Below are 12,182 nucleotides of genomic sequence, written 5' to 3'. Positions count from 1 at the left end.
GATGAAAGTCCGCGCTGAGTAATCTCAGCCACTTAGCTTTTTTCAGAGCTGCTGAAATCTTTCATGAGCTTGACTAGTTCTCCCTGCTTCTCGGGAGGGAGTTGCGCCATTACCAAAATGGCCTCAGCCATCGTGTCGCTGACAGCGTGGAAATAGGCCACGGGCAGCTCCAACGCCTCCGCCAGCTTTGCCATGCTTTCGTTGTCAGGCATGCGGTCCCCTCGCTCGTAGCGCGAAATCCTGGGAGCTGCCGAGTTCTGTTCCTCCAGCCCGAGAACAGCCCCTAAGGCGGCTTGGTTCATGCCTCGCGCAAGCCTGGCCTCTCGAAGACGACGGCCAAAGGTGGATGCGGGAGGCAGCGGAGCAGGCATGAAGACCAACGAAGGATGAATTGACCCCCAAGTCTGCCGCTTCCAATCCTGCGCTGCATTTGCCCTATTTGCAAACACCAGCCAAACGGGCGGTATTGCAGGGGTTTTCGATGAAGCACGCAGTACAAGGAGCGTTCGCTGCGCTCTTGGCGTTGACGCTCGTCTCGCCGTTTACCGCCCACGCTCAAGAGGTGCCGGAGCAGAAGTCCAGCTTTTTCCGTCAACTAGGAAAGGGGTTGGCCGACACGGGCAAGCAGATGGTCGGCATCAAGCCGAACTCGGGCAGCAAAGCCGGCAGCCAGGGAACTGGCTCGATCTACGCGCCCATCAGTGGCGCCGGAAAACTGCCCAATGTCTTCAAGGGCGACAACCACCAGCAGGCCCAGCTTGGGAAGTTGGACTGGCCGCGAGTGGCGCTCACGTTCACCGAGTGGGGTGCTTCGCTGCCCTGCTGGACGACAGAGGCCCGCATCTGGACCAGCCCCACCGCTTCAAGCGTTGAAACCTTCCGCACCTGCTTCGATGCCGCGGTGGTGGAAACCGACGACTTGGGCGAGACCGCGGAGCTCAACAACGCGGCGCTGTGGAAAGGCCGGGACGCCCTCAACGGCATTCGCGTGCCGCCCAGCAAGCCGAACACCGGCACTCAGCGGTCCACGGGCCCCAACCCGCCGGCTCAGCCCTTCGTCGTCAACGTGAGCCGCCCTGGGGTCGCCGACCGCGCTGTGGACGTGTCGCTGCGCGTCGCCTGGGTGGCCGGATTCATCCAGACCGCGGACCTGCACCCAGGCCCTTCGGGAATGCTGACCCCCTTCAAGGACAGCCGCATGTGGATCGCAGGGTTCAAGCCCGATGGGAACCGCGACAAATGATCCGCCCTCTCGCCATCACTTATCAGTAAAGGAACGACATGAAAAACGCACGGATCGCCTTGGTCGTCCTGACCATGGCCCTGGGCCTGACCGCCTGCGGCGGCAAGCCCTCGTCTGACAACGCCAAGGAAGCGTTCGTCAGGCTGCTTCAACAGAGCGGCGCCGGCCAGGTCACTGACGTCCAGAACTTCGAACTTACCGGCTGCGTGGAAGCGGAAGGCGTGGAGGGCTACCGCTGCGACACGCGCGGCCAGGCCGTGCTCAACATCGAGGGCCGGCAGGTGCCCATCCCGGTCAGTAAGAATCTTCGCTATGCGAAGGCCGACGGCACTTGGAGGGCCTACGCCAAATGAAGACCCAAACGAATTCGATGATAGGAACGCCCGCCGGCGCTGCGGGAGGACTTGATGGGGACGGCGCGCAGCGCGCTGCTCCCAAGAAAATCATGACGCCCCACAACCGATTCTTCTGGTGGTTCTCGCTCAGCCTGCTCTTCCTGGGCCCCTTCGGCTTCGTCGTCGGGCCACTTTTGGCTCGGCGAGGACTGCGGAAAGCGGAGCGGCTCTATCCGCAGCAGGCCGACGCGGCTCGGCGGCGCGACCAAGGGTTTACCGCTGCCCAGTGGTGGGTCATGACCCCGCTGACCGTCATGGGAGCTTTCTGGGTCAGCTCGGTGCTCAGCGGACTCCCCATGGTCATGCTGGTGTTGTGGGTGCAGCTTACACAGTGAGCGGGCCTGGTTTGTCATCTCAATAGCAGGGATGTCTAGCCTTCTTTTGCATCTCAGGCATCACCAGCAGCTTTTTAGCTAGCAAAAGATCAGAGGAGAAAATCGAGATAAAATTCACAATGGAACAATCAAAAATCCAGGACAGTTCCCGCGTGCTCTGGCAACTGCCACCTCTTGCGCCAATGCGCACTTCCGGACTAGTTCTTTGAGCCCTCGCTTTGATCCAATCGTGTGCTCCCGAACTTGGTATTGAAATCTTCTAAGCTCACCAGCAGAACACGCTATTTGAGCTAATGAGATGAGATGACTTTTAACGGCGAGAGCTTGTAGATCCGGGTGCATAAGGCTCAGAAAATCAGACAACTGGCCAACCCGCTCCTGAAGATGATTTACAGCGTCATGAGCCCCATTTACTCCAAACTTCTTCCAGGCCGGCTCGTGATGGAATAGACGATTTCGGAACTTCCTGATGGAGCGAATCTGATCACGAGCATGAGTGAGCTGCTCCAAATCCGTCCTTCCTTGCCAGTCCCCTCTAAAAACTGCGTTAAGGTGTCCCGGCCAAAATAGGGAATTTCCATAAAATTCAGGGTCCAGCATCCATTCCCACATTACAAAATCAGTTTTAGCCACGATTTCAGCATGGGTTGGATAGGTTCTGCTTCCATAGCGCTCTTGCTTGTCTTGCCGCACTTTATTTGCGGCACCTTCAAAGTGAGATCTAATATTTCTTATCTTGACAGGTTCGCTGGTGCCCGGTTGAAAGCTTGCATATCTCAATCGCCCTCTAGCCCACCACAATCGGTTATTGTTCGATGACAAAGCCGAATCGATTGCGTTCCTAAGGGAAACCTCCACCATCTGAACAAGCGGATACAGCCCGGCACAAGCATTTGCGTTCCAGAGGTATGCACCTACAAGCTCAGCATCGTCCCTGTATGTGAAAACGTTTTCATAGCTATAAATACGGCTTGTTGTTATGAGTTCATCAATCAGTACCGGTCGGTACGGTATCGTCCTTGGCATCGCCTCATCTCCCGATATTTAAGCTCAGAGTACAGGCTTGACGTGGGGGAAGAAAAGGGATACGCTTGACGCACATGGCTGGAGCAGGACTGTCCTGTTGGAGGCCGCGAAACACCCGCCCCGGACTAGAGCCGGGGATTTTCGTTTCTGGGCCAAGAGAATTTGACAATCCTCGGTGGCAAACGACTCAATGCTGCTAATAGCGCTTTGAGCTTAGGCTTGGGCTAACCTTCGGCCCCGTATTCCGGAAGAGAAACGAACGAGGCTGAGCCTCGCAAGAATTTCCAACCTGTCAGGCAGGCTCAACAGGTCGATGTAGAACTTCTCCAAGACCGTCTGCCGGGTCCAATGCCCAGTAGGAACTCCAGTCGTGAATGCCGATACGCTTGCTTCTTCCAGGAGTGAGGCGTTGATGTGGCAGAAGCCTGGCACTGCCCAACCCCTCAATCTCATCTGAAGCTTGAAAAGACAGGGCGCCTCGCGGTCCACTGTTCAGGCTAGCGGCGGGAACGCCTAACACGCTATAATGGCGGACCACAAAGCAGGACACTTTCCTGGTTTGCGTGGCTGTAGGAGAGTCGAGACATTGAAGGGGATCAGTACATCCCCCCCTCTCCGCCAGATTGTGGTGACGCGTTGTGCCAGTGCCGCGTGAGTTTCGCCGGCGTCATTGGGGGGTGAGAAGCCCCGGGTTCGACAGACGGCATCGCCGTCTGCACGGCGAAGCCGCCCAAAGGGCGAAGGCACGTAGTGCCGAGTGAATCCCCCCCTCTCCGCCGGATCGTGGTGACGCGTTTTCGATGCTGCCTCTGTTTTCTGCGCACTCTGCGTCATCGCTACATCAGCCCCCGCAAGGGGGCTTTTTGTTTTCAGGTCGCAGCCCGCCGGCGCGATGCCTACAATTGCCGATTCTTCGTTGGAGGTCTGTCATGTCCGAGATCCTGGTGCCGGTGTCCTTTGGTGAGCTGCTCGACAAGATCGCGATTCTGCAGATCAAGTCCGAGCGCATGCAGGACGCGGCCAAGTTGGCCAACGTGCGCAATGAGCTGTCGGCGCTGGAAACCAGCTGGATGGCGCATCCGGCTGCTGGCCACGACATCGTTCGCCTACGCGCGGAGCTGAAAGCGGTCAACGAGCGGTTGTGGGTGATCGAGGACGACATTCGCCTCAAGGAACAGGCGCAGTCCTTCGACGATGCCTTCGTGCAGCTGGCGCGCAGTGTCTATATCGAAAACGACGAGCGCGCGCGCATCAAGAAGGAGATCAACCTGGCGTTGGGGTCTTCGTACGTGGAAGAGAAGTCCTACCAGGACTACCGCGCCAGCGGCGCCTGATGCGGGCTGATCGTCGGCGCGTGTTGCAGGCGCGCCGACGCTGATCGATAGGTCAGTGGTGATCTGCGCGATAGCGCTCGAACGCGGCGATGGCATCGTCGACGCTGATCAAGGTCATCACGTCTTCGAACTCGATCTTGGTACCCCACTTGAGCTGCGCGGCCGGCTTGCCCAGGTGCTTGCGTGCGGCGTCGTCGTAGCGATCCACGCAATAGCGCACATCCGAATACGGGCCGCTGCGTCGCGGGTTGCTGGCCGCATGCAGGCCGAGCACCTTGGTGCCCATCGCGTTGGCGATATGCATCGGCCCCGAATCCGGTGTGACCACCAGCGCCGCACGGGCGAGCAGGGCGGGCAGCTGCTTGAGCGTGTCCTTGCCGACCAGATCCAGTACCGGCGTTCTTGCCGCCGCGATGATGGCATCGGCAGTGCTGCGCTCCAGCCCGCTACGCCCGCCGCACAGCACCACCCGCCAGCCCTGCGCGGCAGCATGGTCGGCCAGCGCAGCGTGCCGGTCCGGGTACCAGTTGCGCCGCACGTGGCTGGAACACGGCGAGATCATCAACACCGGGCGCCCATCGTCTTGCCACTGCGCCTGGGCCCACGCATGTGCGTCGGCAGGCACCGGCAGGTTCCAGCGCACCTCGGTCTGCCGAAGGCCCAGTGGCTCGGCGAAGCTGCCGATGGCGTCCAGCACATGGATGCACGGGCGGTCGGCGATGCGCTCGTTGACGAACAGGCCGTGCAGGTCCTTCGAGCGGCTGCGGTCGTAGCCGATGCGCCGGCGCGCCGGTACGAACGCCGACAGCACGTTGGCACGAAACGCGACCTGCATCTGCAGCAAGGCATCGAAGTGGCCATGCGCGGCCAGCGCCTGGCGCACTGCGCGCATGCCGGCCAACCCGCTGCGTTTGTCGTAGGCATGGAAGTGCACACCGGGCAGGCCGTCGAGCAGTTTCAGCCCAGCCTTGTCGATGATCCAGTGCAGCTGCGCCTGCGGAAAGCCCGCCTGCAAGGTGTGCACCAGCGGCACCACGTGGGTGACGTCGCCCAGGGCGGACAGGCGCAGCAGGCATAACGAAGCAGGCGTAGAAGCCATGGTGTTGTTAGACTCGATGGATGGTTTCTTTCGACGCCACTGAAGCGCTGACGCCATACCGCGAAGGCCGCGGGTACGGCGCCATTCTGTTCGACCGCGAACGGCTGCGGCAAGCCGACGCCGGGCTGTTCTCGCCACAGCGCTGGGGCGATAGGGCGCGTCCGGTGGACGAGGGCGGGCGCGGTGGCGCGTGGTTCGTGGATGCCCCGTTTGGCCACAGCGTGCTGCGCCAATACCGGCGCGGCGGCATGGCCGCACGCGTGAGTCGCGACCAATACCTCTGGAAAGGCGCCGGGCGCACGCGCAGCTTTGCCGAATTCCGGCTGATGCGTGAGCTGCTCAAGCGCAAGCTGCCGGTGCCGCGCCCGTTGGCGGCCTGCTATCTGCGCGAAGGCCTCGGCTACCGCGCTGCGTTGTTGATGGAGCGGCTGGAGAACGTGCGGTCGCTTGCCGACCATGCACAGGTGGCTGGCCGCGGCGCGCCGTGGGAAGACACCGGGCGGCTGATCGCGCGTTTCCACCGCGCCGGCCTGGATCACGCCGATCTCAATGCGCACAACATCCTGTTCGATGCCGGCGGGCATGGCTGGCTGATCGATTTCGACCGCGGCGTGCTGCGTATTCCGGCCACTCGCTGGCGCGAGCGCAACCTGGCCCGCCTGCATCGTTCGCTGCTGAAGCTGCGCGGCAACCGCACCCGCGAAGACGTGGACAAGGACTACGAGCGCCTGCACCGCGCCTACGAGCTGGCCTGGGGCCGGGGCTACTGATGGAGTGGGCTTTGCGGGTGCAGGGGGTCGGCAATGCGTCGGCCGTGGCGCTGGGGTCGCCGATGGCCACGCTGGAGCGTGGCGGTGCGCCGTGGCTGACCATCGACTGCGGCAGCGAAGGGCTCACCAGCTATCAGGCCCATTACGCCCAGATGCCACAGGCGGTCTTCATCACCCACGTGCATCTGGACCACGTGGGCGGGCTGGAGCGCTTGTTCGTGGACAGCTATTTCTCCGAACGCCGCGGCCGCACCCGCCTGTACGTGCCGGCGCCGGTGGTGCCGCTGCTGCAGCGGCGGCTGGCCGACTACCCGAACGTGCTGGCCGAGGGCGGTGCGAACTTCTGGGATGCATTTCAGCTGGTGCCGGTGGGCGAGGCCTTCTGGCATGACGGTGTGCGCCTGGAAGTGTTCCCGGTGCGCCACCACTGGCCGGAGACCGCCTACGGGCTGCGCCTGCAGGGTGCGCTGGTCTGGACCGGCGACACCCGGCCGATCCCGGAGATGCTGGCGCGCTATGCCGATGACAGCGAGCTCATCGCGCATGACTGCGGCGTTCACGGCAACCCGTCGCATACTGGTGTGGATGACCTGGAGCGGGAATACCCGCAGGACCTGTTGAGCCGCATGTGGCTGTATCACTACGCCAGCAACGCCGACGGCGACGTGCTGCGGGCACGTGGCCATCGCGTGGCTGTGCCTGGCCAGGTGCTTGCGCTGGCAACGCCCACTGCCGCCATGGCGCCGCGCTGATGGGTGCCCTGATGCTGCCGGACCTGAGCGCCGCACCGATGCAGGACCGCTATGGCCGGCCGCTGCGCGACCTGCGCTTGTCGGTGATCGAGGCCTGCAATTTTCGCTGTGGCTACTGCATGCCGGCCGACCGCGTGCCGGACGATTACGGGCTGGACGCTGACCAGCGGCTGAGCTTTGACCAGTTGGAAACCCTGGTGCGCGCCTTCGTGGCGGTGGGCGTGACCAAGCTGCGCCTGACCGGCGGCGAGCCGTTGTTGCGCAAGAACCTGCCGGTGCTGATCCAGCGACTGGCAGCGATCGAGGGCATCGAGGACCTGGCGCTCACCACCAATGGAGCGCTGCTGGCCCGCCAGGCCGTGGCCCTGCGTCAGGCCGGGCTGCGCCGCATCACCGTGAGCATGGATGCCCTGGAGCCTGCGCTGTTCCGCCAGATGAGTGGCGGGCGTGGCGAGATTGACCAGGTGCTGGCCGGCATTGCCGCGGCCGAGCAGGCCGGGTTCAAGCGCCTGAAGATCAATTGCGTCGTGCAGCGCGACGTCAACGAAGACCAGGTGCTGCCGTTGGTCGAGCACTTCCGTGGCACCGGGCATGTGTTGCGTTTCATTGAATTCATGGATGTGGGCAGCTGCAATGGTTGGCGGCCCGAGGCGGTGGTGACCTCCGCGCAGTTGCGCGACCGGATCCATGCGCGGTGGCCGTTGGCGCCGCTGGATGCCAACTACACCGGCGAAGTGGCGCAGCGGCACGCATTTGCCGACGGGCTGGGCGAGGTGGGCTTTGTCAGTTCGGTCAGCGTGCCGTTTTGTGGCGATTGCCAGCGTGCGCGCGTCTCTGCGGATGGGCACCTGTACACCTGCCTCTTCGCCAGCCACGGGCATGACCTCAAGCCGGCACTGGCCGAGGGCGAGCAGGGCCTGGCCACGCATCTGCGCCAGCGCTGGAGCGTGCGTGCGGACCGCTACAGCGAAGTGCGCGCATCCACGTCCCGGCGTCGTAAGCCGGTCGAGATGTTCCTGATCGGCGGATGAGCGCCGCTGCGCTGCTGACGCAGTTGCGCGACTTGGAGCTGCGTCTGCTCGATCCACAGGTACGTGGCTCAGCGGCCGAACTGGAGACGTTGCTGGATCCCGCGTTCGTCGAGTTCGGTGCGTCGGGCCGCTGCTACACACGCGGGGAGGTCATCGCCGCATTGACCACCAGTGCGGCGGCTGCCGATTACGTGACCGACGACTTCAGCTGCGTGCTGCTGGCCCCACAGCTTGCGCAGCTGCGCTACCGCACCCGCGTGCACGCCGACGGCGTGGTGCGGTGTGCCCTGCGCAGTTCGCTATGGCGCCTGGATGGTGCGCGCTGGCGGATGCTGTTCCATCAAGCCACCCCGTTCACCGACAATCCCGCATCCTGACGTTCTGTTCCCGTGTCGTTTCCCATGCCAGCAAAGACCCCTTCCGCACGTCTCACCCACCTGGACGACGCCGGGCTGCCCACCATGGTGGACGTCTCGGACAAGCAGGTCACCGCACGCAGTGCCACCGCAGAGAGCCGCGTGCACTTTCCAGCGGCCGTGGCAGCGCAACTGCGCGCCAACGGCTTGCGCAGCGCCAAGGGCGGCATCGTGGAGACGGCGGTGATCGCCGGCACCATGGCGGTCAAGCGTACGCATGAATTGATTCCGTTCTGCCATCCGCTGCCCATCGATGGCTGCCGCTTCGAGATCGATTGGGCGGGCGCGCAGGTGCTGCAGATCGTCTGCACGGTGCGCTGCGTACACCGCACGGGCGTGGAGATGGAAGCACTGACCGGTGCCAGCGTGGCGGCGTTGACGGTCTACGACATGTGCAAGGCGCTCTCGCACAGCATGCGGATCGGCCCTACCAAATTGTTGTCCAAACGCGGCGGCAAGCGCGATATCGGAGCTGCGCGATGAGCGCCACCATCACCGTGTTGTACTTCGCCAGCTTGCGCGAGGCTGCCGGCATCGCCAGCGAGCAGGTGCACTCGGATGCAGCCGATTTGCGCGGCGTGTATGCGGAACTGGATGCGCGGCATGGGCTGCGCTGGACGCCGGCGCAGTTACGCGTGGCAGTGGACGGCGCGTTCGCGCGTTGGGACGACCCGCTGCGTGATGGCAGCGAAGTGGTCTTCATTCCGCCGGTCTCTGGAGGTTGAGCATGCATGAGCAGATCAGGCCAAGCTTCGCGCTGTCAGACGCGCCCCTGCAGGTGGAAGCGCTGCGGCAGGCGCTGGAGCACCCGCGCGCTGGTGCGTTTGCGAGCTTCGAGGGTTGGGTGCGCAACCATAACGATGGCCGCAGCGTTGCCGGGCTGCGCTACGAAGCCTACGCCGCGCTCGCGCAGGCCGAAGGGCAGCGGGTGCTCGACGAGGCGATGACGCGGTTCTCCATCCTGCAGGCGCACTGCGTGCATCGCGTGGGCGAGCTGGGCATCGGCGAAATGGCGGTGTGGGTTGGCGTTAGCGCGGCGCACCGTGGCGCCGCATTTGAGGCGTGCCGCTTCATCATCGACGAGGTCAAGGCGCGCGTGCCGATCTGGAAGCACGAGCACTACCTGGAAGGCGATGCCGGCTGGCTGCATCCGGAGTCGCAGTAAGGCAACGCCTCACCTGCGGTGCAGCTGCCAGGCGAGCACGGCTGGTGTTTGAATCGACAGGCGCCCGCGCGGGTCGGTTCCTCTGCGGCGCCGCAATTCTTTAGCGCCCTCTGCGGGCCGCGCCAAGACTCACCTTGTTAAAGACGCGCGCGGCAGCTAGAATTCCGCTTCTGTCGACGGCCAGGCCGCCCGACAGGCACGGAGAGGTGTCCGAGTGGTTGAAGGAGCACGCCTGGAAAGTGTGTAAGCGTCTAAACCGCGCTTCGGGGGTTCGAATCCCCCTCTCTCCGCCAGTTTCATGATGTCTGCGTTGCGCGCTTGTGCACGTTGCCGACATCCAGGGCCACGCCGGTGGCCCACGTCTTATGGTGGCCCCGTCGGTCCCTCGCGACGCTAGATCGAAAATCCCGCCAGGGCCGGAAGGCAGCAACGGTATCGATTGATGCGGGCGCCGAGGTCAACCGGCGGGGACACCACCCCCTTCAGGTCTAAATGCCGCAGCGACAGCTGGCGCTGCGCGCGCGTCACGCTGCCGGCACTGTGCCGCTGTCGATCCGACCGGTGCGTGTCTGCGGCCGACGGCCCTTCGCTGAACGATCAAGAGTGCGCGGCGTGGCACAATATCGGTTCAACGTTCGCTGGTTTCCCGATGTCCTATCTCGTTCTCGCCCGTAAGTGGCGCCCGAAGCGTTTTGCCGAACTCGTTGGCCAGGAACACGTGGTCCGCGCGCTCAGCAATGCGCTCGACAGTGGCCGCGTGCACCACGCGTTCCTGTTCACCGGCACCCGCGGCGTGGGCAAGACCACCATCGCGCGCATTTTCGCCAAATCGCTGAACTGCGAGACGGGCACCAGTGCCGATCCGTGCGGCACGTGCCCGGCCTGTCTGGACATCGATGCCGGGCGTTATATCGACCTGCTGGAGATCGACGCCGCATCCAACACCGGCGTGGACGATGTGCGCGAAGTGATTGAAAACGCGCAGTACATGCCCTCGCGCGGCAAGTTCAAGGTCTACCTGATCGACGAGGTGCACATGCTCTCCAAGGCAGCGTTCAATGCGCTGCTGAAGACGCTGGAAGAGCCGCCGGAACACGTGAAATTCCTGCTGGCCACCACCGACCCGCAAAAGCTGCCGGTGACGGTGCTGTCGCGCTGCCTGCAGTTCAACCTCAAGCGGCTGGACGAAGACCAGATCCAGGGTCAGATGACCCGCATCCTGGCAGCCGAGGAAATCGAGTCGGACCCGTCGGCGATCGTGCAGTTATCCAAGGCGGCCGATGGCTCGCTGCGTGACGGGCTGTCCTTGCTCGACCAGGCCATCGCCTATGCCGGCGGTGCGCTGCGCGAAGACGTGGTGCGCACGATGCTGGGCACGGTCGACCGCACCCAGGTCGGCGCGATGTTGCAGGCGCTGTCCGATGGGGACGGCGCGCAGTTGTTGAAGGTGGTTGCCGCGTTGGCGGAATTCTCGCCGGACTGGAGCGGCGTGCTGGAGGCGCTGGCGGAGGCCTTGCATCGCATCCAGGTACAGCAGCTGGTGCCGTCGGTGGCGTTCGTGGGCGATGGCATCGACCCGACCGGCTTTGCCGCGCAGCTGCGGCCGGAAGTGGTGCAGCTCTGGTACCAGATGGCGCTTAACGGGCGCCGCGATCTGTACCTGGCGCCGAGTCCGCGCGCCGGGTTTGAAATGGCCGTGCTGCGCATGCTCGCCTTCCGGCCGGCTGCCGCGGTGCCGGCAGGCAGCGGCGACGATGGACGTGGCGCCAGCGCTGGCAGCAACACGCGTGGAACGGCCACCGGCGTGCAGGCGGCGCCTGCGGCCGCCGCACCTGCACGGGCGGCGACATCGGCCAAGGCGGCCGACATCAGCCCAGCCCCCGTGGTGTCCGCGCCCCCCGTCGCTGCCGCGCCATCGCCGGTGGTGGTGTTGCCCACGCCTGCCGCCGAACCTGCGCCGTCAGCGCCGCCTGCGCGCACGGATGACACACCGCCGTGGGCGGTGGACGACGCACCGGTGCGTGCACAGGCTGCACCGCAACGTGCCGCTGCCGAGGCGCCTGCTGCTGTGCCGTTGATGGCGCCGGAAGCGGCCATGGCGCCGCCTGCGACCGTGGCCGACGACGCGGCGCCTGCTGCCATGGATGCGGTGGTGCCTGTGGCCCCGCCGTCCGCGCCCGCGCCGGTGACACCGCCGGCCGCTGCGTTCGACGACGGACACATCGCCGATGCCGAGCAATGGCTGGAGCTGGTCACGCGCAGCGGTTTGAATGGCCCCTCGCGCCAGCTCGCTGCCAATGCGGCCTTCATCGGCCATCGCGAAGGCGTGCTGCGCCTGGCGCTCGCGCCGGGCTTTGAATATCTCAACTCCGAACGTTCCATCGCCAATCTTGCGCAGGCGCTGGCGCCGGAGTTGGGCAACACGCCGCGCATCGTGATCGAGACCGGCAGCGCCGACGTCGAGACCCTGCACGAGCGCGCCAATCGCCAGAAAGGCGAGCGCCAGAGTGCGGCCGAAACCGCCTTCATGAATGACCCGAATGTGCAGCAGCTGATTCAGCAGCAGGGCGCGCGGGTCGTTCCCGATTCCATCCGCCCTTACGACGAGTAACCCCG

At 64.2% G+C, this 12,182-nt stretch carries 15 protein-coding genes, 1 tRNA gene and 1 other RNA gene; 14 read left to right on the top strand and 3 right to left on the bottom strand.

The features are described 5' to 3' along the window. Nucleotides 1–32: 32 nt before the first annotated feature. On the bottom strand, nt 33–302 hold the full coding sequence (locus ACCQ09_RS16385; RefSeq protein ID WP_052844697.1) for a helix-turn-helix domain-containing protein: 270 nt from the start codon (nt 300–302) through the stop codon (nt 33–35). A 179-nt stretch (nt 303–481) separates the two neighbouring features. Between ACCQ09_RS16385 and ACCQ09_RS16380 the strand changes: the two genes are divergently transcribed. Genes ACCQ09_RS16380 through ACCQ09_RS16370 form a run of 3 tightly spaced genes read left to right on the top strand, consistent with a single transcriptional unit; the run spans nt 482 to nt 1,973 of the window. Next, nucleotides 482–1,243, top strand: coding sequence for a hypothetical protein (locus tag ACCQ09_RS16380; RefSeq protein WP_040940596.1), 762 nt, complete (start codon nt 482–484; stop codon nt 1,241–1,243). 38 nt (nt 1,244–1,281) lie between these two features. Then, nucleotides 1,282–1,596, top strand: coding sequence for a hypothetical protein (locus ACCQ09_RS16375; protein ID WP_040940597.1), 315 nt, complete (start codon nt 1,282–1,284; stop codon nt 1,594–1,596). Then, nucleotides 1,593–1,973: a hypothetical protein gene (locus tag ACCQ09_RS16370; protein ID WP_197708512.1), complete on the top strand. Its 381-nt coding sequence runs from the start codon at nt 1,593–1,595 to the stop codon at nt 1,971–1,973. The genes ACCQ09_RS16375 and ACCQ09_RS16370 overlap by 4 nt, the downstream gene beginning before the upstream one ends. A 114-nt stretch (nt 1,974–2,087) precedes the next feature. Here ACCQ09_RS16370 and ACCQ09_RS16365 read toward each other — a convergent pair whose 3' ends face one another. Then, nucleotides 2,088–2,999 carry a CAAX protease gene (locus ACCQ09_RS16365; protein ID WP_162866395.1) on the bottom strand — a complete coding sequence of 304 codons (912 nt, stop codon included), beginning with the start codon at nt 2,997–2,999 and terminating at the stop codon, nt 2,088–2,090. A 929-nt stretch (nt 3,000–3,928) separates the two neighbouring features. Here ACCQ09_RS16365 and ACCQ09_RS16360 point away from each other — a divergent pair. Beyond that, nucleotides 3,929–4,333 (top strand): DUF6165 family protein, encoded by a 405-nt coding sequence (locus ACCQ09_RS16360; RefSeq protein ID WP_011036195.1) that lies wholly within the window; start codon nt 3,929–3,931, stop codon nt 4,331–4,333. Between the two features lie 52 nt (nt 4,334–4,385). Here ACCQ09_RS16360 and ACCQ09_RS16355 read toward each other — a convergent pair whose 3' ends face one another. After that, nucleotides 4,386–5,432: a glycosyltransferase family 9 protein gene (locus ACCQ09_RS16355; protein ID WP_040940598.1), complete on the bottom strand. Its 1,047-nt coding sequence runs from the start codon at nt 5,430–5,432 to the stop codon at nt 4,386–4,388. Nucleotides 5,433–5,452: 20 nt separating this feature from the next. Between ACCQ09_RS16355 and ACCQ09_RS16350 the strand changes: the two genes are divergently transcribed. From ACCQ09_RS16350 to dnaX, 10 genes are all read left to right on the top strand, one after another. Further along, nucleotides 5,453–6,202: a 3-deoxy-D-manno-octulosonic acid kinase gene (locus ACCQ09_RS16350; RefSeq protein WP_011036197.1), complete on the top strand. Its 750-nt coding sequence runs from the start codon at nt 5,453–5,455 to the stop codon at nt 6,200–6,202. Then, nucleotides 6,202–6,954: an MBL fold metallo-hydrolase gene (locus tag ACCQ09_RS16345; RefSeq protein WP_012439076.1), complete on the top strand. Its 753-nt coding sequence runs from the start codon at nt 6,202–6,204 to the stop codon at nt 6,952–6,954. Before ACCQ09_RS16350 ends, ACCQ09_RS16345 begins: the two co-directional genes overlap by 1 nt. Further along, the gene (moaA, locus tag ACCQ09_RS16340) at nt 6,954–7,985 is read left to right on the top strand and encodes a GTP 3',8-cyclase MoaA (RefSeq protein ID WP_162275431.1); all 1,032 of its coding nucleotides are present in this window, start codon (nt 6,954–6,956) and stop codon (nt 7,983–7,985) included. The genes ACCQ09_RS16345 and moaA overlap by 1 nt, the downstream gene beginning before the upstream one ends. Continuing rightward, the gene (locus ACCQ09_RS16335; RefSeq protein ID WP_040940600.1) at nt 7,982–8,362 is read left to right on the top strand and encodes a nuclear transport factor 2 family protein; all 381 of its coding nucleotides are present in this window, start codon (nt 7,982–7,984) and stop codon (nt 8,360–8,362) included. The genes moaA and ACCQ09_RS16335 overlap by 4 nt, the downstream gene beginning before the upstream one ends. A 24-nt stretch (nt 8,363–8,386) precedes the next feature. Next, complete coding sequence (gene moaC, locus ACCQ09_RS16330) at nt 8,387–8,884, top strand: cyclic pyranopterin monophosphate synthase MoaC (protein WP_040940601.1); 498 nt, start codon at nt 8,387–8,389, stop codon at nt 8,882–8,884. After that, nucleotides 8,881–9,126: a MoaD/ThiS family protein gene (locus tag ACCQ09_RS16325; RefSeq protein WP_012439072.1), complete on the top strand. Its 246-nt coding sequence runs from the start codon at nt 8,881–8,883 to the stop codon at nt 9,124–9,126. Before moaC ends, ACCQ09_RS16325 begins: the two co-directional genes overlap by 4 nt. 2 nt (nt 9,127–9,128) lie before the next feature. After that, a complete protein-coding gene (locus ACCQ09_RS16320; RefSeq protein ID WP_080640146.1) occupies nt 9,129–9,566 on the top strand; it encodes a molybdenum cofactor biosynthesis protein MoaE in 438 nt (145 codons plus the stop codon). A 200-nt stretch (nt 9,567–9,766) separates the two neighbouring features. After that, nucleotides 9,767–9,859 (top strand) — tRNA-Ser (locus ACCQ09_RS16315). An 81-nt stretch (nt 9,860–9,940) separates the two neighbouring features. Beyond that, an RNA gene (gene ffs / locus ACCQ09_RS16310) (signal recognition particle sRNA small type) lies at nt 9,941–10,037 on the top strand. A 178-nt stretch (nt 10,038–10,215) separates the two neighbouring features. Then, on the top strand, nt 10,216–12,177 hold the full coding sequence (dnaX, locus tag ACCQ09_RS16305) for a DNA polymerase III subunit gamma/tau (RefSeq protein WP_040940603.1): 1,962 nt from the start codon (nt 10,216–10,218) through the stop codon (nt 12,175–12,177). The last annotated feature ends 5 nt before the right edge of the window (nt 12,178–12,182 follow it).

The sequence above is a fragment of the Xanthomonas sp. NCPPB 2586 genome, assembly GCF_041475775.2.
Lineage (GTDB): Bacteria > Pseudomonadota > Gammaproteobacteria > Xanthomonadales > Xanthomonadaceae > Xanthomonas > Xanthomonas campestris.
This window is presented reverse-complemented; position numbering and strand designations above follow the sequence as displayed.

Coding starts and splice junctions, on each gene's coding strand:
- ACCQ09_RS16380 (WP_040940596.1), top strand. CDS start 482: ATGAAGCACGCAGTACAAGGAGCGTTCGCTGCGCTCTTGGCGTTGACG.
- ACCQ09_RS16370 (WP_197708512.1), top strand. CDS start 1,593: ATGAAGACCCAAACGAATTCGATGATAGGAACGCCCGCCGGCGCTGCG.
- ACCQ09_RS16320 (WP_080640146.1), top strand. CDS start 9,129: ATGCATGAGCAGATCAGGCCAAGCTTCGCGCTGTCAGACGCGCCCCTG.
- moaC (WP_040940601.1), top strand. CDS start 8,387: ATGCCAGCAAAGACCCCTTCCGCACGTCTCACCCACCTGGACGACGCC.
- ACCQ09_RS16360 (WP_011036195.1), top strand. CDS start 3,929: ATGTCCGAGATCCTGGTGCCGGTGTCCTTTGGTGAGCTGCTCGACAAG.
- ACCQ09_RS16325 (WP_012439072.1), top strand. CDS start 8,881: ATGAGCGCCACCATCACCGTGTTGTACTTCGCCAGCTTGCGCGAGGCT.
- ACCQ09_RS16355 (WP_040940598.1), bottom strand. CDS start 5,432: ATGGCTTCTACGCCTGCTTCGTTATGCCTGCTGCGCCTGTCCGCCCTG.
- ACCQ09_RS16365 (WP_162866395.1), bottom strand. CDS start 2,999: ATGCCAAGGACGATACCGTACCGACCGGTACTGATTGATGAACTCATA.
- ACCQ09_RS16375 (WP_040940597.1), top strand. CDS start 1,282: ATGAAAAACGCACGGATCGCCTTGGTCGTCCTGACCATGGCCCTGGGC.
- ACCQ09_RS16345 (WP_012439076.1), top strand. CDS start 6,202: ATGGAGTGGGCTTTGCGGGTGCAGGGGGTCGGCAATGCGTCGGCCGTG.
- dnaX (WP_040940603.1), top strand. CDS start 10,216: ATGTCCTATCTCGTTCTCGCCCGTAAGTGGCGCCCGAAGCGTTTTGCC.
- ACCQ09_RS16335 (WP_040940600.1), top strand. CDS start 7,982: ATGAGCGCCGCTGCGCTGCTGACGCAGTTGCGCGACTTGGAGCTGCGT.
- ACCQ09_RS16350 (WP_011036197.1), top strand. CDS start 5,453: ATGGTTTCTTTCGACGCCACTGAAGCGCTGACGCCATACCGCGAAGGC.
- ACCQ09_RS16385 (WP_052844697.1), bottom strand. CDS start 302: ATGAACCAAGCCGCCTTAGGGGCTGTTCTCGGGCTGGAGGAACAGAAC.
- moaA (WP_162275431.1), top strand. CDS start 6,954: ATGGGTGCCCTGATGCTGCCGGACCTGAGCGCCGCACCGATGCAGGAC.